Source organism: Providencia sp. wls1922 (assembly GCF_009706505.1).
Classification (GTDB): Bacteria; Pseudomonadota; Gammaproteobacteria; order Enterobacterales; family Enterobacteriaceae; genus Providencia; species Providencia lanzhouensis.
This window is the reverse complement of record NZ_WLUG01000043.1, coordinates 1-18,327: the sequence shown is the minus strand read 5'-3', so window position 1 is coordinate 18,327 and position 18,327 is coordinate 1. Positions and strand designations below refer to the sequence as shown.

Here is an 18,327-nt window from a genome sequence, read left to right as displayed (position 1 = left end):
ACATCTTTCAGGGATTTTAATTTTGGCGCTAGCACGCTGTAGGTAGCATTACCTTGGCTATCAACCACTAAACCCGGTAAGTCTCCGAGGTGACCTGTTTTGTCATAAGGCCCTTTGTGAACCCCTGTTTTAGCTGGATCTAAATGTCCGCCCGCTTTTAATGCGGGTACAGTTTTACCGTCTTTTTCACCCGCTTCGCAACTTGGGTTTTCATGCACATGGAAACCATGCACACCACCTGCTTGCAAACCAGATAGTTTTGGCGTGAAGAGTAATCCGTATTCAGTTTCAGAAATCACCACTTCACCAATGGTTTTTCCCTCGCCTTTAGCTGTTGCTTCTTTCAGCTCTACCGTAGTTTGTGCCGCATACGCTGCACCAGTTGTGAATAGTGCCGCTAACAAACATAATTTGAACTTCATACTGCCTCCAGTCATTCATCGTGATTATTATCCTTAAGCTAAACGTTAGCATAATAAATGAATGAAAATGGGCGATTACTGCTTTTGTTATGTGAGAGCTATCGAATTATGAACAAAAAAAGAGCCCTAAGGGCTCTTTTATAATGATTGCGGCTTTAGCGTTGAAGATCTAAACAGAATTCCAAACTATTATTCTAAATAGTTCGCGTTAGAACAAGGCGGTGGTTAGCACCAGAGTCATCCTGAATATAATCAATAGATTTATTCAACATAATTTGTGCTGTAGCAAGGCAGCAATCGAGCTAATCCCTAGGAGCATACACAAGTATGTGACTAGGGTTAGCGAGTGCAGCCAACGCCGCTACGGTGCAAAGTATGAAGAATAAAAACTATTCTTTGGGTTTCCATTGCCCATCAACATAAAAAGCACTCCACCCCGTCGCTTTACCATCTTTCTCGGACGAAACATATTGCTGTTTTGTCTTGCGGCTAAAACGAACCACTGTTGGGTTGCCCTCTTCGTCTTGTGCTGGTGCTTCCGCTAAGTACGCCAATTTTGCCGGTAATCTGTCTTTAAATCGTTGTAGTTCTGCCACTAATGGCGCACGTGTTTCCCTTGATTTCGGGAAGGTGTTTGCGGCAAGGAATACGCCAGCTGCACCATCACGTAACACAAAATAAGCATCCGATTTTTCACACGGTAATTCTGGTAGTGGTACTGGGTCTTCTTTCGGTGGTGCAATTTCACCACTTTTTAAGATCTTGCGGGTATTTTTACACTCTTCGTTGGTGCAACCCATGTATTTCCCAAAACGTCCCATTTTCAGGTGCATTTCAGAACCACATTTATCACACTCAATCACCGGACCATCGTAACCCTTGATGCGGAACTCGCCTTCTTCGATTTCATAGCCTTCACATGCTGGATTGTTACCACACACATGTAATTTACGACCATTATCAATCAGGTAGCTGTCCATCGCAGTGCCACATTTTGGACAACGACGTTTTGCTCTTAAGGCGTTAGTTTCTGCATCGTCACCTTCGAGGATGTTCAATACTTCATCTTCAGGGATCAGATTGATGGTTTTCTTGCAGCGCTCTTTTGGTGGCAGTGCATAGCCCGAGCAGCCTAAGAATACCCCAGTAGATGCGGTACGAATTCCCATATGACGTTCACAGTCAGGACAGATAATCGAGGTGATCACCATTGGGTTGGTACGCATACCGCCTTCTTCCGGATCTTTTTCTGCAACATCAAGCTGTTTGCTGAAATCGGAGAAAAATTCATCCAACACCGCTTTCCACTCTGCTTCATGATTCGCAACGTGGTCCAGCTGGTTTTCCATGCGAGCAGTGAAGTCGTAGTTCATCAGATCGTTGAAGTTTTCTTCTAAACGGTCTGTAACGATTTCACCCATTTTTTCCGCATAGAAACGGCGGTTTTCCACTTTAACGTAGCCACGATCTTGGATCGTTGAAATGATTGCCGCATACGTTGATGGGCGACCAATACCACGTTTTTCTAATTCTTTAACCAAAGAAGCTTCACTAAAACGCGCTGGTGGCTTAGTAAAGTGCTGGCTTGGTAGTAATTCCAGCAATGATAATTCAGCACCCACTTGAATCGCAGGTAATGTTTTATCTTCGTCATTTTTACGCAATGCTGGCATGACTCTTGTCCAACCATCAAAACGTAACGTACGACCTTTGGCTTTTAATTCGAAATCTCCCGCTTTCACCGTTAATGTGGTGGAGTCGTATTTTGCTGGTGTCATTTGACACGCAACAAATTGATTCCAAATTAACTGGTAGAGGCGCTTAGCGTCGTTTTCCATGTCTTTCAGTGAATCAGGTAATACATCAACACTGGATGGGCGAATAGCTTCGTGCGCTTCTTGGGAGTTATCTTTACTGGTGTAAACGTTGGCATCTTTTGGTAAATACTGTGCGCCAAAGTTATCAGAAATATAACCACGAACCATGTTCACTGCATCTTGGCTCAAGTTCGTTGAGTCCGTACGCATATAAGTGATGTAACCCGCTTCATATAAGCGCTGAGCCATCATCATGGTTTTCTTCACACCAAAACTTAAGCGAGTGCTCGCCGCTTGTTGGAGTGTCGACGTGATAAACGGTGCGCTTGGTTTACTGGACGTTGGTTTATCTTCACGATCAATCACTTGATAACGTGCATTTTCCAGTAATTTAACCGCAGCTTCCGTTTGGACTTTATTGACAGGTTTAAAAGCTTTTCCCGCTTGGGAAGTCACTTCTAAACGCAAGTTAACGGCGTTTTTATCCGCTAAATCCGCATGGAGTTCCCAATATTCTTCAGGAACAAACGCTTTAATTTCACGTTCACGCTCAACGATAAGTCTTACTGCGACGGACTGTACGCGTCCAGCAGATAATCCGCGCGCCACTTTTTTCCATAATAATGGAGAGACCATATAACCCACGACACGGTCCATAAAGCGACGAGCTTGTTGGGCATTAACACGGTCGATATTCAATTCGCCAGGGCTTTCAAATGCTTGAGTAATTGCATTTTTAGTGATTTCGTTAAACACCACTCGGCTAAAACGAGAATCATCACCACCGATCACTTCGCGTAAATGCCACGCAATAGCTTCCCCTTCGCGGTCAAGGTCCGTCGCGAGGTAGACGTGGTCAGCATCTTCGGCTAACGCTTTTAATTCAGAAACCACTTTTTCCTTACCCGGCAGAATTTGATAATTCGCTTTCCAACCATGATAAGGGTCGATCCCCATGCGTTTAACTAACGCTTCTTGCGGATCCTTTTTAACTTTCTTTGTTTTGTCGGTCTTTGCTTTATCGGTAGATGAGCCTGTACTCTTTGGTGAGCCGGATTGTGAACCAGAGCCGCTTTTCGGCAGATCACGAATGTGACCAACGCTGCTTTTTACAACGTAGCCACTGCCAAGATACTTATTGATCGTTTTGGCTTTTGCCGGGGACTCCACTATAACAAGAGCTTTACCCATATTTACCTTTACCTACTATCAACGAAGGCGCATTTTTCTATTCAAATGCGCAAAATGAGAATCTCTTTTTTATATTGCGACAGAATCACAATATATCAATATTTTTTCGCACAATAATTTGTAACGAAACGAATTTTATCCATCAGTCACATTATTTTGTAAAGCATACAAATTGCTCTAGTTGACTGATTTTAACCACATAATGCAGTTTAGCCGCATTGAAAAACACACACTGTACCTGATAAAATGCTAGAAGCAACCAATTATTTTTTCAAGAGAGGCATTCTATGAACAATGAGATTCAAACTATTTCAAAGCAAGAACTGCTTGAAAAAGCCAACGAAATCATCAAAAACCACGATGAGTACCTTGATGGCATGTTCGTGGATAATGTCGAGCAACATCGTGGTGTTTTAGTTTTTAAAGGCGAGTTCTTCCTTGATGAAAACGGAATACCATCCTTAAAAAGTCCAGCGGCTTTTAATATGTATAAGCATTTGGCGCACCTCTTTTCTGATAAGTACCGACTGCAAGAATCAGAATAGATATAAAAAAATACCGGCTTTTATCGCCGGTATTTTTAAGGGTAGTCCAACTTAAATATTGTGTCATGAATATTCAGTGAACATTATGGCTTTTTTATAAAAGCGGCTTTTGTCCACGCTGCCACCAGCGTAATAATAGCTTATCCGCACTCTCTGCCGCGCTACTGGTAAAACGCTCGACCATTTTCTTACTCATCACAAAACGGATGCTGATAATTTCTTTGGTTTCGATTGCGTTAATGATCAAATCATCACTAACACCAATTTGGTCAACGAGCCCTTTCTCTAGAGCTTGCGTTCCATACCAATACTCGCCTGTTGCCACCGCTGCAATATCAAGGGATGGGCGATTTTGATGAACAAAATCTTTAAATAGTTCGTGAGTTGAATTCAGATCTTCAACAAATTTCTTACGTCCCTGCTCTGTATTTTCACCGAGCATTGTCAGTGTACGTTTATATTCCCCTGCGGTGTGCAGCTCCACATCCACATCGTGCTTTTTCAATAATCGGTGAATATTTGGAACCTGAGCGACAACACCAATAGAGCCTATAATAGAAAACGGTGCCGCAACGATTTTATTCGCAATACATGCCATCATATAGCCGCCGCTTGCCGCAACCTTATCAACTGCAATTGTTAGCGGAATATTTTTCTCTTTCAATCGCATCAACTGAGAAGCGGCTAAGCCATAGCCATGGACTAAACCACCAGGGCTTTCTAAACGTAATAAAACTTCATCTTGCTGATCCGCAACTGCAAGAATTGCACTGATTTCCTCACGTAAAGAGCTAACTTCACGAGCATCCATACTGCCTTTAAAGTCTAAGACATATAAGCAAGGCTTTTTGACGGCGGTTTGCCCCATTTTCGCCCCAGCCTTTTCATTTTTAGACTTGGCTTTTTCCTGCTTTTTAAATGCCTTTGACCACGCTTTTTGCTCAGAATCATTCATTTTGATCTGCTGCATTTGACGTTGGCGTTCACGGTAATTTTCGCCTAGGTCAGTAATTTTTAATGCGCCTTTACTTCCTTGACGTCTCATACCTACGCCAAATACAAATACTGCAATCACAGCAATCGCGACCACAATGGTAACCACTTTTGCTAAAAACAGTCCATACAAAGAGAAATACTCCACAAGTTGATCCTTCTAATATTTAACGCTAATAAAAAAATGATCGCATGATTGTTCATAAACAACCAGTAAAAAAACTGTTATCAATAACCACAGACATGAAACAAATGTGGTAAATTGCCCTCCCGTGCAATCTACGCGATGATAACCTTCAACGCGGCTCAAGACGATAGGAAAAATTATGCTTCATTATCAGCCTAGACAAGATCTTTTAAATGGTAAAACTATCTTAATTACCGGTGCTACTGACGGGATTGGTCAAGAAGCAGCATTAACGTATGCACGCTTTGGCGCCTCCATCATTTTATTAGGCCGTAACTCGCAAAAATTAGAGGCGGTTAAACAACAAATTATTAATTCTACCGGTGCATCCGTAGAAACCTATGTGATTGATTTACTGACTGCAACAGAGGCAACTTGCCAAGCTATCGCTGACGATATTGCCAAACAACACCCTTACTTGGATGGCGTATTACATAGCGCAGGTTTGCTAGGAAATATCGCACCAATCAGTGAACAACCGACTCAGCTCTGGCATGACGTCATGCAAGTTAACGTCAATGCGGGCTTTATGCTCACACAAGCATTACTTCCTTTATTAGAAAAAGCCCCACACGCATCGCTGATTTTCACCAGTTCAAGTGTCGGTAAACAAGGACGCGCTAATTGGGGCGTTTATGCCGTTTCAAAATTTGCGACTGAAGGTTTAATGCAAGTCTTAGCCGATGAGTATCAAGGCACTGGATTACGTATTAACTGTATTAACCCTGGGCGCACTCGTACCGCTATGCGTGCAGGTGCGGCACCCGGTGAAGATCCAATGACCCTAAAAACACCTGCCGATATCATGCCGACTTATCTATACTTAATGGGTGATGATAGCGCCGAGCAAACAGGAACCAGCGTAGACGCTCAGCCTAATTTAAAACCGATTAAAGCTTAAACTCGACCGAAACGGAGCAAGCTATGAGCCAAGACCGACACGAAGAACGCCAACAACGTTTAAAGCAAAAAGTGGATGAGCGAATTGAAGCAGCCCAGCTGGAGCGCGGGATCCTGATTGTCTTCACTGGCAATGGAAAAGGAAAAACGACGGCAGCATTTGGCACCGCTTGTCGTGCTGTCGGTCATGGCAAAAAAGTAGCCGTTGTCCAGTTTATTAAAGGTGGCTGGGATAATGGCGAACGCAATCTTTTAGAGCCTCACGGCGTCCCCTTTTATGTGATGTCCACCGGGTTTACTTGGGAAACGCAAAACAAGCAGACTGACACACAAGCTTGCCTTGAAACTTGGCAGCATGCAGTGGAATTATTGCAAGACCCTCAATATGACTTGGTGATCCTCGACGAGCTGACCTACATGATCAGTTACCATTATCTTCCTCTTGCTGAAGTAATGAATGCATTAAGTTGCCGTCCTGAAAATCAATCCGTCATTATTACAGGTCGTGGGTGCCACCGTGATCTATTAGAGTTTGCTGATACGGTGACAGAAATGCGCCCTGTTAAACATGCTTTTGATGCAGGGATCAAAGCGCAAAAAGGAATTGACTGGTAGCCTTTGGTAACATGCTAGTTAGCTGCCACCAGCTATTTCGGTGTTACATCCAGTTTTAAAACCCCAGCACTAAAAATGGCGGCAGTTTGTGATAAGAATTGCAAATATTTTTGTCGCTCCTCAAGGCAATTATCCCCTGTCTCCCATTGGCTATAGCGCTCCGCCATATTCGATACGGCTACATGGTATTGATTATAAAAGTTCTGTTTTTTTTCTGGGTCAGCGGATCCTCGATACGCTTGAATCAGCGTATTCACCTTCACCGCATACTGCTGAATTTGCTGATCTTCAAAAGCAGGGAGTGTGACTGGATAGTCAAATGTTAAACTTACCGTATTGTTTTGCACTGGCTCATTTTGACGCACAACCAGTTGTGTCATTTGTTTATCATCCGACGAAATCGCCGTAATGAGTTCTGAATAAGAAAAACATTTTGTTTTTATTTTGCTGACTGTTGTTAGCGAATTTAATTCATCAGGGATCCGCGTTCCGACCGGGTAATCACAGTTGAATACGTTATTATCAATAATGATATCATCACTACTCTCAACTCTTCCTTTCACTTGGTAATCACCAACAGTTAATTCCTGTATAGTTTGATTATGAACAGAAGGAATTCCATTATTACCGTATACAAAGCTGTAAGAATAATAAAGATGCTTTTGAGGATTTAATATCCCTCCTTTATTACCTGGGTAAATCATAAAATAAATGTGCTGACCTTCTTCAGTTGTCATGGAATGTAATCCCTGCTTTAAATACAGACTACCCACTGATGCTTTCGGGATCACCATCAGTTTATTATCAATAAAGAAAGAATAATTTTCCGATGAGTCATTACTAAAAAAGAACCGCCCACTTTCAGATATATGTGGTTGATAAACATCACAACTTGTTATGCTGAAACTCAATAGTGCTATATATTTCATCGACTTTGCACATAACATAAACATTAAAACCTTTTATTTTTTCATTATGATAAAAATAGTTTAGATAGAAGAGTTGTACAATATAAAAGCCTCATAATGTGACAGATACCTTATAAACTCCATATTGGCGTATTTTAAGTTTTAAATATCTAAATAACAAAGAAATAAAAGTAATAAGTGGAATAATACAACCTTTTTTAACTTTATCATTTTCTAGTCAAAAAAAGACACCTAGTAAATAATAATTTAAGATTGGGATAACTTATTTATATTATTCGAAAATAAAATTCCGAATGAATCGATTTTTAGAAAAATCAAAGTTGAATGAATTATTGAAATGACCAAACAGAATGACAGAACATTTCGCTATTCTATTAAATTGAAATAAAAAAAGGCTATGGTAAATACCATAACCTTCATTTTAAATCATTCGAATAACGTTAAAACGATTAGATTCGAGTGCGGCGCTTAGCCGTTGGGCGTGAAGTTTGGCGTTTCGCTGCTGGGCGAGATGCCACTTGAGTGTGACGTTTCACCGCACGGCGAATTTGGTTAGCTTTGATGCGGCGCTGATCGCGCTCAACAGACACTTTACTTTCTGTTTCAACATCCAGTTCAACTAACTCTCTTAAATAGTTAGTTTGCTCTAAACCTAATTCAGTCCAACCTCCACGTGGTAAACCTTTTGGTAAATCAATATCTCCGTAGCGAACACGGATCAGGCGGCTCACTTGCACACCAACAGATTCCCATAAACGACGAACTTCACGGTTACGACCTTCGGTTAAAGTGACGTTATACCATTGGTTCATCCCTTCACCACCGCGATACGACACAGTCTTAAAGGATGCCGGACCATCTTCTAATTGCACGCCAGTGGTTAACTGACGAATTTTTGCATCCGTGATTTCACCAAATACACGTACTGCGTATTCGCGTTCCACTTCACGGCTTGGGTGCATTAAGCGGTTAGCTAATTCACCATCGGTTGTGAATAACAATAAACCACTGGTGTTCACATCTAGACGCCCTACAGCAATCCAACGAGCCCCAGTCAGTTTTGGTAAACGGTTAAATACCGTTGGACGACCTTCAGGATCATGGCGCGTGCACAATTCCCCTTCCGGTTTGTAGTATGCCATCACGCGGCAAATTTCTTTTTCTGGCTCTTTTATCGCTAAGACACGACCATCAAGACGAATTTTTGTGGAGGCTTTGACTTCAACACGATCACCCAATGTTGCCATTTTGCCATCAACACTAATGCGGCCTTCTTTCAATAGGCCTTCGATTTCTCGGCGGGAACCATGCCCTGAACGGGCAAGAATTTTTTGTAGCTTTTCAGTTTGTTGCGGTTTAGAACTCATGAGATCCTCAGCTGTCGCCTTCACAGGCGTCAAATAGCTTCTTGCGCTATTAAAACAAGCCTCGCTCAATTAACAAGTCTTGTGTCATCGGCAAAAAGTGATGAATTTGAAAACCTGCGCATTATACACAGGTTTATTGTGATCCCCTATGACTAATCGTCTTCCCTGAAAGAATGAATTTTCAAGGAAGATTGCCTTATTCAAATGGGGTTGGGTCGCCAGTTCCGACACGAGCGACAACTGGAGTGTCATCAGTAAAATCAATTACCGTGGTTGGTTTTTGCCCGATGTAACCACCGTGGATCACTAAATCCACTTGTTTATCCAGTAAATCGCGGATTTCTTCTGGATCAGATTGAGTAAAATCATCGCCCGGTAAAATCAAACTGGTGGACATAAGTGGCTCCCCCACGGCTTCCAGTAAATCGCGGGCAATTGGGTTTGATGGTACACGTAACCCAATAGTTTTACGCTTTTCGTTCATCAAACGACGAGGCACTTCTTTGGTGGCTTTTAAAATAAAGGTGTAATTACCCGGCGTATTGTTTTTGATTAAACGAAATACGGTGTTATCCACATGGGCATAATTTGAGATTTCGGATAGATCACGGCACATCAAGGTAAAGTTATGGTTCGCATCCAATTTTCGGATACGACAAATACGCTCTAGGGCATTTTTATCTTCTAAACGACAACCAATGGCATAACCTGAATCTGTCGGGTAGACGACAACACCGCCTTTATTCAGGATCTCAACACTTTGGCTAATTAGCCTTGCCTGAGGGTTGTCCGGATGGATATAAAAAAACTGGCTCATAGTGACCTCTATAGTTGAGTATCGACAGCATCATCCGGTGAACGACCTAAAAATGGCACTATCTATCTATTCTTACAAAACAAAACGGCGCTTACAAAACAAAACGGTCACAGTAATATCTTTATCAAATAATATTGTGACTCAACAAAATAATTCATATACAGACTATTTTACACCCAAACCGTGATCCATCAACGAATTAGGTAATATTCTTACAAACTAAGAGGTTTTAGCTTTCTATCAATTCACTTTATTCCAGAGGGTCCAAACCGCTTGCTCATCATCAGGAAGCCATAAATTCCGCCCTAACTCAATCCACGAACAAGGGCGATGGAAATCTGACCCAACAGAAGTTTTCAAGTTAGCCTCTTGTGCCAACTCTCCTAAAAATCGCTTCTCATTTGCCGGCTGCTGGCAATGAGAAATTTCCATCGCATCCCCTTGGCAAGCTTTAAAGTGATCGATCAGGCGTCTTAGCCATTTATTCGATAATTGATATTTTGATGGATGCGCCAGCACCGCGACACCGCCAGATTGATGAATAGCATCCACAGCTTCTTGAATGCTGCACCACTGCGCGGGCACATAGCCGGTTTTCCCTTTCGCCAGATAGCGCTTAAACACATTATTGATGGTTTTCTCTTTGCCAATTTTGACAATGTACTGTGCAAAATGCGCGCGAGTAACCTGGCCGCCACCTGAAATCGCTTGGGCATTTTCCCACGCATCCTCAATCCCTGCCTTTTGCAAGCGACGACCTATCTCAATCCCACGGTCTAGGCGGCGTTGTGATTGCTGCGAGAGTAACGTTTCCATCGTAGGATGGCTCGGTGAAAAATTCAGCCCAACAATATGAATTTCAATATTTTCCCACAGGGTGGATATTTCAACCCCGTTAACTAATGTTAATGGACGTGGATTGTCAGCAAGATACGCTTTGGCAGCAATTAAGCCATCACAAGTATCATGATCCGTAATTGATAAAATATTCACACCCATTGCTATCGCACGTTCGACTAACTCAGCGGGAGGCAATTCTCCATCTGATGCATTCGTATGGCTATGTAAGTCATAGCGAGTCACTATTGGCGTCGAATCTTGCGACATATTGTTACCTTCTCCCTTTTCGACTTAACGAAAATTAAAAATAAATACAAACAGCTATTGACATCAACCGCGCGATCCAGTTTACTAGTACGCAAGATTTGTTGTATTCAAAAGAATTAGTATGCAAAAGCATTTAAAACTTAATTTGTTTATCCAGTGAGGCATGTATGACTGTTTTCAATTTATCAAATCGTTGGTGGCGCGACTTCCCAAATTGGGCGGAAGCCGCACGCGCATAAATTGTTAATGCCTCAGTGCCGAACCCGCCCTCAACCAGCGGGTTTTTTTACGTCTAAAATTAGCTTAAGGCAGCAAAATGAACAAACAAAACACCACATTAGCACATTTTAATCATCTGGATAGCCCAATTAACTATCAACCGGATCCTACGTTGTTATTTAATCACCTGTGCCAGAATAAAGCCGCTACCATGCTGCTAGAGTCGGCTGAAGTCAACAACAAAGCCAATTTACAAAGCTTATTAATCATCGACAGTGCATTACGCATCCGTGCATTTGGTCAACGAGTTGAAATTGAAGCGTTAACTGAAAATGGTCAAGCTCTATTACCTTTAATTAATTTACAATTAGCCGAGAAAGCGATTTCTCGCGATTTAACCGCAAACCATCTGACCGTCATCTTTGCTCAACCAGAAAGCCAATTAGATGAAGATAGCCGTTTAAAAAGTGCTTCATGCTTGGATGTATTACGCGCATTGCCAGCAATTGCACAAGCCCATTTCCCAAGACCAGAAATCCTGTTTATGGGCGGATTATTCTCCTATGACTTAGTGGCAAATTTTGAAGCATTACCGGAAGTGACTGCCACAAACCAATGCCCAGATTTCTGCTTTTTCGTTGCAGAACACTATTTAGTGATAGACCATCAAAACCAAGCAGCGCGTTTAAAAAGCCTGTTATTTACCGCAGACACCCACATTGTTGCGCAAGTACAGCAGCGTCACAGCGAAATTATCGTTGCGTGCCGCCCTTACTTACCAGCATTACCTCTGGGTGAACAAGACAACTTCAGCGTTACTATCAATAAAAATGATGAAGAATATGGACGTGTCGTCAATACCTTAAAAGAAGCTATCTACCGCGGTGATATTTTCCAAGTCGTCCCATCACGCAAATTCAGTATGCCATGTGCTCAACCGCTGATTGCCTATCAAAAACTTAAGGCGCAAAACCCAAGTCCGTACATGTTCTATATGCAAGACAACGATTTTACCCTGTTTGGCGCTTCACCAGAGAGCGCCTTGAAATACAGCAAACAAACTCGCGTGGTGGAAATCTACCCAATTGCAGGTACCCGCCCTCGTGGACGCAATGCGCAAGGAAACATCGACTTAGATTTAGATAGTCGCATTGAATTGGCCATGCGTACCGATGAAAAAGAGCTGGCAGAACACATTATGTTAGTAGACTTAGCACGTAATGATTTAGCGCGAATTTGTGAAGCAGGCAGCCGCTATGTTGCCAACCTGACAAAAGTTGACCGCTACTCTTTTGTCATGCACTTAGTTTCCCATGTTGTGGGAACTTTACGCAGCGATTTAGATGTTTTCCATGCGTATCAAGCATGTATGAATATGGGAACATTAACAGGCGCGCCGAAAGTCAAAGCGATGCAACTGATCGCGGAATGTGAAAAAGAGCGCAGAGGCTCCTACGGCGGCGCAGTGGGTTACTTTAATGGTAAAGGCGACTTTGATACCTGCATCGTTATTCGTTCTGCATATGTCGAAAACGGCATTGCTACCGTTCAAGCTGGCGGCGGCGTTGTCCTCGACTCATCTCCACAAGGTGAAGCCGACGAAACTCGTAATAAAGCCCGCGCAGTGATCCGCGCTATTGCCCAAGCCCACCAAGTTGAGGAGTTATTTTAATGGCTAATATCTTACTACTCGATAACGTCGACTCCTTCACCTACAACTTGGTCGACCAATTACGCGCCAGCGGTCATCACGTAGTGATCTACCGCAACACCGTTAATGCGGCGCATGTTTTATCCGTACTGAATCAGCTCGATGATGCGATTTTAGTCCTTTCACCGGGTCCAGGAAAGCCAAGTGACGCGGGCTGTATGCCTGAAGTACTTAAATCAGTAATAGGCACCATTCCAGTGATTGGCATCTGCTTAGGGCATCAAGCTATCGTTGAAGCTTATGGTGGAACGGTTTCCCCTGCGGGTGAAATTTTACATGGCAAAGCATCAATGGCAACCCACGATGAACAAGCTATGTTTGCAGGCTTAGAAAACCCTATTTCAGTGGCACGTTATCACTCTTTAGTGGGTAGCCAAATCCCTGAATCATTAACGATTTGCGCACAATCCAATGGCATGGTCATGGCGGTACGCAATGATGAACAGCGAGTGTGTGGATTCCAGTTTCACCCCGAATCCATCTTAACCACCCAAGGAAAATTGTTGTTAGAAAATACGGTGGCATGGGCGCTTTCTTCCCCCAACAAAACAACATCACATTCGCACTAATGGGACACAGAGAGCCAATCATGCAAAACATTTACGATAAATTATTTAAGGCGCAAGCGTTAACTCAACAAGAGAGCCAATATTTATTTAACGCAATTATTCAAGGTGAACTCACTGAGCCCCAACTTGCTGCCGCCTTGATCAGCATGAAAATGCGTGGCGAACAACCACAAGAAATTGCCGGTGCTGCATTGGCATGCTTAGAAAATGCCCAACCTTTCCCACGCCCTGACTATCAATTCAGTGATATTGTCGGCACAGGAGGAGATGGTGCAAACAGTATTAATATCTCCACTGCCAGCGCATTTGTGGCGGCAGAATGTGGGATAAAAGTCGCAAAACATGGCAACCGCAGCGTTTCCAGCCGCTCAGGCTCATCGGACTTGCTCGCCGCCTTTGGCATTGCCTTAGATTTAAGCGCTCAAAGCGCCCGCGATGCATTAGACGAGTTAGGCTTATGTTTCTTATTTGCGCCGCAATATCACAGTGGATTCCGCCATGCCGCCCCGGTACGTAGTCAATTAAAAACCCGTACTTTATTTAATGTACTGGGTCCATTAATTAACCCAGCTCGCCCACCGTTAGCCTTAGTGGGCGTCTATCAGGATTCATTGGTTGAACCGGTAGCAAAAACCATGCAAATGCTTGGGTTTACCCGTGCAGCTGTGGTACATAGTGGAGGGATGGATGAAGTTTCACTTCATGCACCAACCCATGTTGCCGAATTAAAAAATGGTGAAATTCAGCAATATACTCTGACAGCTGAAGATTTTGGCTTAGCACCTTATCAATTGAAAGATTTGGAAGGCGGCACCCCAGATGAAAACCGTTTTCTGCTGACGCAATTATTACAAGGTCATGGTCAAGCGGCTCATGAGGCGGCTGTCGCCGCAAACGTCGCCATGTTGTTACGTATTAATGGTTACGAAGATTTAAAAGAAAACAGCGAGCACGCACTCAATATTATTCGTAGCGGCAAAGCATTTGACCGCGTTCTGGCACTAGCTGCAAGGGAGCACTAAGATGAAAGGCACGGTATTACAAAAGATTGTAGATGATAAATTTGCCTATTTAGCGGAGCGCAAACAACGTCAACCGCTGGCAAGTTTTCAATCTGAAGTGCAACCTGCGCAACGAAATTTTTACTCAGCTCTACAAGCGAAGAGCCCAGTATTTATTTTAGAGTGCAAAAAAGCCTCTCCATCGAAGGGGCTTATCCGTGAAGATTTCGACCCCGCGGTGATTGCGGGCATGTATGCCCCTTATGCTTCTGCAATTTCAGTCTTGACTGACGAAAAATATTTCCAAGGTAAGATGGATTACCTGACGATTGTTAGCAACACAGTAAAACAACCTGTTCTGTGCAAAGATTTTATCGTTGATCCTTATCAGATTTACCTTGCTCGCTATTACCAAGCGGATGCTATTTTACTCATGCTGTCCGTATTGAATGATGAACAATATCTTGCCCTTGCCGATGTAGCACACCAACTGAACATGGGCGTTCTCACTGAGGTAAGCAACGATGAAGAACTGGAACGTGCGATAACATTGAAAGCTAAAGTGGTTGGGATCAACAACCGCGACCTACGCGATATGTCTATCGATTTAAATCGTACGCGTCAACTCGCGCCGCGTTTACCGGCAGGAACCGTGGTGATCAGCGAGTCAGGTATTCTTCAACATCAACATATTCAAAGCCTTGCGGATGTCGCTAACGGCTTCTTAATTGGTAGTGCCTTGATGGAGCAAGAGGACTTACCAAAAGCACTGCGTAACCTGCTGATTGGTGAGCATAAAGTGTGTGGCTTAACCCGTGAGCAAGATGCTAAAGCCGCATTTGCTGCAGGCGCCAATTTTGGTGGACTGATTTTTGCTGAAAAATCCCCTCGTAAAGTGACGCTGTCACAAGCAAAGCAGATTATTCATGCTGCACCACTTAAATTTGTGGGGGTTTTCCATAATCAATCCGCGGATTTTGTGGCGCATATTGCCCAACAATTGGCGTTACATGCGGTTCAGCTCCACGGTGATGAAGATAATACCTACATGGCACAATTACGTGAAATGCTGCCAGCACATTGCCATATTTGGAAAGCGCTGAATATGGCTGATAGTCAAATCGCCGATTATGACCCTACGTTAATTGATTTGCTGCTATTAGATAACGGCGCTGGCGGTACAGGAAAAACCTTTGATTGGTCATCAATACCAACAAATAGCGGTCACAAGCTAATGGTGGCTGGTGGGCTTACCCTTGAAAACTGCCAACAAGCCGCGCAACTCGTCTGCAATGGGCTTGATTTTAACTCTGGCATTGAAATCGAACCGGGTATTAAATCCGAACAAAAATTAAACCAAGTCTTTGATGCATTGAAATCAGCCCGCATGGCGATTTAGCTCAAAGCCATATTAATCATACTGAACATATAAACTTAAAATGGATAATAAATAATGAGCAAATTAGATCCCTATTTCGGTGAGTTTGGTGGGCAATATGTCCCAGAAATTTTGATCCCAGCATTGAACCAGCTAGAAGATGCCTTTATTGACGCACAAAATGATCCTGCGTTCTTAACGGAATTCCATGATCTACTTAAAAATTATGCAGGTCGTCCAACCGCATTAACCCTGTGCCGCAACCTGACGGCGGGTACCAAAACGAAGCTTTATTTAAAGCGCGAAGATTTACTCCACGGTGGCGCACACAAAACCAACCAGGTGTTGGGTCAAGCATTGCTCGCCAAACGTATGGGTAAAAATGAAATTATCGCTGAAACTGGCGCGGGTCAGCATGGTGTTGCTACCGCCCTTGCTTGCGCCTTATTAAATATGAAGTGCCGCATCTACATGGGTGCAAAAGACGTTGAGCGTCAATCTCCAAACGTGTTTCGTATGAAGCTAATGGGCGCCGACGTGATCCCTGTACATAGCGGCTCTGCAACCTTAAAAGATGCTTGTAATGAAGCGCTAAGAGACTGGTCTGGCAGTTATGAAACCGCACACTATTTATTAGGGACTGCGGCAGGCCCTCACCCATATCCGACTATTGTACGTGAATTTCAACGCATGATCGGTGATGAAGCAAAACAGCAAATTTTAGATAAAGAAGGTCGCCTACCGGATGCGGTGATCGCCTGTATCGGTGGTGGTTCCAACGCTATCGGTCTGTTCGCTTCGTTTATTCCTGAAGAAAACATCGGGTTAATTGGTGTTGAGCCTGCCGGTCACGGTATTGAATCAGGGCAACATGGTGCACCGTTAAAACATGGTCGTGTTGGGATTTATTTCGGTATGAAATCCCCTATGATGCAAACCTCTGAAGGGCAGATTGAAGAATCTTACTCCATTTCAGCAGGGTTAGATTTCCCATCAGTGGGGCCTCAACATGCGCACTTAAACAGTATTGGTCGTGCTGAATATGTTTCGATTACCGATGATGAAGCGCTAAACGCCTTTAAATTGCTGTCACGCAAAGAAGGGATTATTCCTGCATTAGAGTCATCTCATGCATTAGCGTATGCCCTCAAAATGGCAGAGCAAAATCCAAATAAAGAGCAGTTGTTAATTGTCAATTTATCCGGTCGTGGTGATAAAGACATTTTTACGGTACATGATATTTTGACCAGCAAAGGGGAAATCTAATGACGCGTTATACTCAACTTTTTCAGCGTTTAAACCAACAAAACCAAGGCGCTTTTGTTCCCTTTGTCACGTTAGGTGACCCTGATGCCGAGCTTTCTTTAAAAATTGTCGATGCATTAATTGCAGGAGGTGCGGATGCCTTAGAGATTGGCATCCCCTTCTCTGACCCTTTAGCGGATGGTCCCACAATTCAAAATGCCAATTTACGTGCCTTTAAAAGCGAGATCACACCGACGTTATGCTTCGAGTTATTAGCGCGTATTCGAGCCAAACACCCCGATATGCCGATAGGATTATTGGTTTATGCTAATTTAGTTTTCACCAATGGGATCGACTATTTTTATCAACGTTGCCAACAAGCTGGCGTAGATTCCGTTTTAGTTGCCGATGTGCCAATGCGTGAATCAAAGCCGTTCCGTGAATCAGCCATCACCCACGGCATCGCCCCAATCTTTATTTGTCCACCAAATGGGGATGACGCACTGCTAAAAGAGATTGGAGAACATAGCCAAGGTTATACGTATTTACTCTCTCGCGCAGGCGTCACTGGTACAGAGCAGCGAGCGCAAATGCCATTAACTCATTTAGTGAGCAAATTAACCCAATATGGCGCAGCACCTGCACTTCAAGGATTTGGTATTTCGGAGCCTGCTCAAGTGACTGAAGCGATTCGTAATGGCGCTGCGGGGGCAATATCGGGTTCTGCTGTGGTAAAAATCATTGAAAATAACCTACAACAACCACAAGAAATGCTCAGTAAATTAACGACGTTTGTGGCAAATATGAAAGCCGCCACACAAAAATAGTACCTTAATTTATTTTCTTCATTGTATCAGAAAGCCATCAATAATTTGATGGCTTTTTTCATTTCAAATAGCCGTTAATGCATTCAATGGTTTCTGTCAAATTTCCACTTTGCGGATAATATTTAAAATATATTAGGTAAAGTTACTCAGACTAATTTAGTTTAAATATCCATCTTGATATTTAATTATAAAATTAAATTTTCACTCTGATTATTGGCCTTTTTTGATATTGTGAATTTAATGTTAAATAAAATATAAGTGATTTAACATTGAGTTCTCTGCTTATTATATTCTTTATTCTCTAAAAACGAAAAATCCGGGAATAAATTCCCGGATTTCTTTACTGCTTTCTAATCCATTAGCGAGCAAGAATAAACTTGCCGAAGTCCTTAAGAAATTAGAAGCGGTAACCCACACCAAACATAAATACAAATGGGTCTAAACGTGTATCAACTTTAACGCGGTCTTCACCAGCTTTGAATTTAAC

15 protein-coding genes, 1 pseudogene and 1 other annotated feature are annotated in these 18,327 nt (G+C 42.9%); of the genes and pseudogenes, 8 read left to right on the top strand and 8 right to left on the bottom strand.

Annotated features, from left to right (window positions below; translation table 11 throughout):
• Together GKR71_RS02980 and topA are read right to left on the bottom strand one after the other, a co-directional pair.
• Positions 1-422, bottom strand: a 422-nt coding sequence (locus GKR71_RS02980; protein ID WP_154633925.1) for a superoxide dismutase family protein, incomplete at its 3' end; no start/stop codon positions are given.
• A gap of 389 nt (positions 423-811) precedes the next feature.
• Positions 812-3,430 (bottom strand): type I DNA topoisomerase, encoded by a 2,619-nt coding sequence (gene topA, locus GKR71_RS02975; protein WP_036956550.1) that lies wholly within the window; start codon positions 3,428-3,430, stop codon positions 812-814.
• A gap of 287 nt (positions 3,431-3,717) precedes the next feature.
• Here topA and GKR71_RS02970 point away from each other — a divergent pair, with 287 nt between their 5' ends.
• On the top strand, positions 3,718-3,975 hold the full coding sequence (locus GKR71_RS02970; protein ID WP_036956549.1) for a DUF2498 family protein: 258 nt from the start codon (positions 3,718-3,720) through the stop codon (positions 3,973-3,975).
• Positions 3,976-4,069: 94 nt separating this feature from the next.
• On the opposite strand, the gene sohB is transcribed toward GKR71_RS02970, so the two are convergent.
• Entirely contained in the window at positions 4,070-5,116 is a 1,047-nt protein-coding gene (gene sohB, locus GKR71_RS02965) for a protease SohB (protein ID WP_108478087.1), read from the bottom strand.
• 178 nt (positions 5,117-5,294) lie between these two features.
• On the opposite strand from sohB, the gene GKR71_RS02960 reads away from it, so the two are divergent.
• Both GKR71_RS02960 and cobO read left to right on the top strand, forming a co-directional pair.
• A complete protein-coding gene (locus GKR71_RS02960) occupies positions 5,295-6,056 on the top strand; it encodes a YciK family oxidoreductase (RefSeq protein ID WP_036956547.1) in 762 nt (253 codons plus the stop codon).
• A gap of 23 nt (positions 6,057-6,079) precedes the next feature.
• Positions 6,080-6,670 carry a cob(I)yrinic acid a,c-diamide adenosyltransferase gene (cobO, locus tag GKR71_RS02955; RefSeq protein ID WP_036956545.1) on the top strand — a complete coding sequence of 197 codons (591 nt, stop codon included), beginning with the start codon at positions 6,080-6,082 and terminating at the stop codon, positions 6,668-6,670.
• 32 nt (positions 6,671-6,702) lie between these two features.
• Here cobO and GKR71_RS02950 read toward each other — a convergent pair whose 3' ends face one another.
• The 4 genes from GKR71_RS02950 to rnm form a co-directional block, all read right to left on the bottom strand.
• Positions 6,703-7,599, bottom strand: coding sequence for a hypothetical protein (locus GKR71_RS02950; protein ID WP_230082527.1), 897 nt, complete (start codon positions 7,597-7,599; stop codon positions 6,703-6,705).
• Between the two features lie 449 nt (positions 7,600-8,048).
• On the bottom strand, positions 8,049-8,966 hold the full coding sequence (gene rluB / locus GKR71_RS02945) for a 23S rRNA pseudouridine(2605) synthase RluB (protein WP_036956541.1): 918 nt from the start codon (positions 8,964-8,966) through the stop codon (positions 8,049-8,051).
• A gap of 196 nt (positions 8,967-9,162) precedes the next feature.
• Positions 9,163-9,783, bottom strand: a complete 621-nt coding sequence (locus GKR71_RS02940; protein ID WP_036956539.1) for an L-threonylcarbamoyladenylate synthase — start codon at positions 9,781-9,783, stop codon at positions 9,163-9,165.
• 240 nt (positions 9,784-10,023) lie between these two features.
• Positions 10,024-10,890 carry an RNase RNM gene (rnm, locus tag GKR71_RS02935; RefSeq protein WP_154633924.1) on the bottom strand — a complete coding sequence of 289 codons (867 nt, stop codon included), beginning with the start codon at positions 10,888-10,890 and terminating at the stop codon, positions 10,024-10,026.
• A gap of 188 nt (positions 10,891-11,078) precedes the next feature.
• Positions 11,079-11,180, top strand: a sequence feature (Trp leader region).
• A gap of 26 nt (positions 11,181-11,206) precedes the next feature.
• Between rnm and GKR71_RS02930 the strand changes: the two genes are divergently transcribed.
• From GKR71_RS02930 to trpA, 5 genes and pseudogenes are all read left to right on the top strand, one after another.
• Positions 11,207-12,781 carry an anthranilate synthase component 1 gene (locus GKR71_RS02930; RefSeq protein ID WP_108478084.1) on the top strand — a complete coding sequence of 525 codons (1,575 nt, stop codon included), beginning with the start codon at positions 11,207-11,209 and terminating at the stop codon, positions 12,779-12,781.
• Positions 12,781-14,411: pseudogene (gene trpD / locus GKR71_RS19990) on the top strand (bifunctional anthranilate synthase glutamate amidotransferase component TrpG/anthranilate phosphoribosyltransferase TrpD). Before GKR71_RS02930 ends, trpD begins: the two are co-directional and overlap by 1 nt.
• Before the next feature lies 1 nt (position 14,412).
• Positions 14,413-15,789: a bifunctional indole-3-glycerol-phosphate synthase TrpC/phosphoribosylanthranilate isomerase TrpF gene (gene trpCF, locus GKR71_RS02915; protein ID WP_154633922.1), complete on the top strand. Its 1,377-nt coding sequence runs from the start codon at positions 14,413-14,415 to the stop codon at positions 15,787-15,789.
• 54 nt (positions 15,790-15,843) lie between these two features.
• Positions 15,844-17,034 carry a tryptophan synthase subunit beta gene (gene trpB, locus GKR71_RS02910; RefSeq protein ID WP_154633921.1) on the top strand — a complete coding sequence of 397 codons (1,191 nt, stop codon included), beginning with the start codon at positions 15,844-15,846 and terminating at the stop codon, positions 17,032-17,034.
• Positions 17,034-17,840 carry a tryptophan synthase subunit alpha gene (trpA, locus tag GKR71_RS02905; protein WP_036956532.1) on the top strand — a complete coding sequence of 269 codons (807 nt, stop codon included), beginning with the start codon at positions 17,034-17,036 and terminating at the stop codon, positions 17,838-17,840. The genes trpB and trpA overlap by 1 nt, the downstream gene beginning before the upstream one ends.
• 397 nt (positions 17,841-18,237) lie before the next feature.
• Here the strand turns inward: trpA and GKR71_RS02900 are convergent.
• The coding region (locus GKR71_RS02900; protein ID WP_305071682.1) for an OmpW family outer membrane protein at positions 18,238-18,327 on the bottom strand (90 nt) is incomplete at its 5' end.

Excerpts from the sequence above, each read along its gene's own strand:
- GKR71_RS02950 (WP_230082527.1), bottom strand. The coding sequence starts at position 7,599 with ATGAAATATATAGCACTATTGAGTTTCAGCATAACAAGTTGTGATGTT.
- trpCF (WP_154633922.1), top strand. The coding sequence starts at position 14,413 with ATGAAAGGCACGGTATTACAAAAGATTGTAGATGATAAATTTGCCTAT.
- trpB (WP_154633921.1), top strand. The coding sequence starts at position 15,844 with ATGAGCAAATTAGATCCCTATTTCGGTGAGTTTGGTGGGCAATATGTC.
- GKR71_RS02970 (WP_036956549.1), top strand. The coding sequence starts at position 3,718 with ATGAACAATGAGATTCAAACTATTTCAAAGCAAGAACTGCTTGAAAAA.
- rnm (WP_154633924.1), bottom strand. The coding sequence starts at position 10,890 with ATGTCGCAAGATTCGACGCCAATAGTGACTCGCTATGACTTACATAGC.
- cobO (WP_036956545.1), top strand. The coding sequence starts at position 6,080 with ATGAGCCAAGACCGACACGAAGAACGCCAACAACGTTTAAAGCAAAAA.
- GKR71_RS02930 (WP_108478084.1), top strand. The coding sequence starts at position 11,207 with ATGAACAAACAAAACACCACATTAGCACATTTTAATCATCTGGATAGC.
- GKR71_RS02960 (WP_036956547.1), top strand. The coding sequence starts at position 5,295 with ATGCTTCATTATCAGCCTAGACAAGATCTTTTAAATGGTAAAACTATC.
- rluB (WP_036956541.1), bottom strand. The coding sequence starts at position 8,966 with ATGAGTTCTAAACCGCAACAAACTGAAAAGCTACAAAAAATTCTTGCC.
- topA (WP_036956550.1), bottom strand. The coding sequence starts at position 3,430 with ATGGGTAAAGCTCTTGTTATAGTGGAGTCCCCGGCAAAAGCCAAAACG.
- trpA (WP_036956532.1), top strand. The coding sequence starts at position 17,034 with ATGACGCGTTATACTCAACTTTTTCAGCGTTTAAACCAACAAAACCAA.
- GKR71_RS02940 (WP_036956539.1), bottom strand. The coding sequence starts at position 9,783 with ATGAGCCAGTTTTTTTATATCCATCCGGACAACCCTCAGGCAAGGCTA.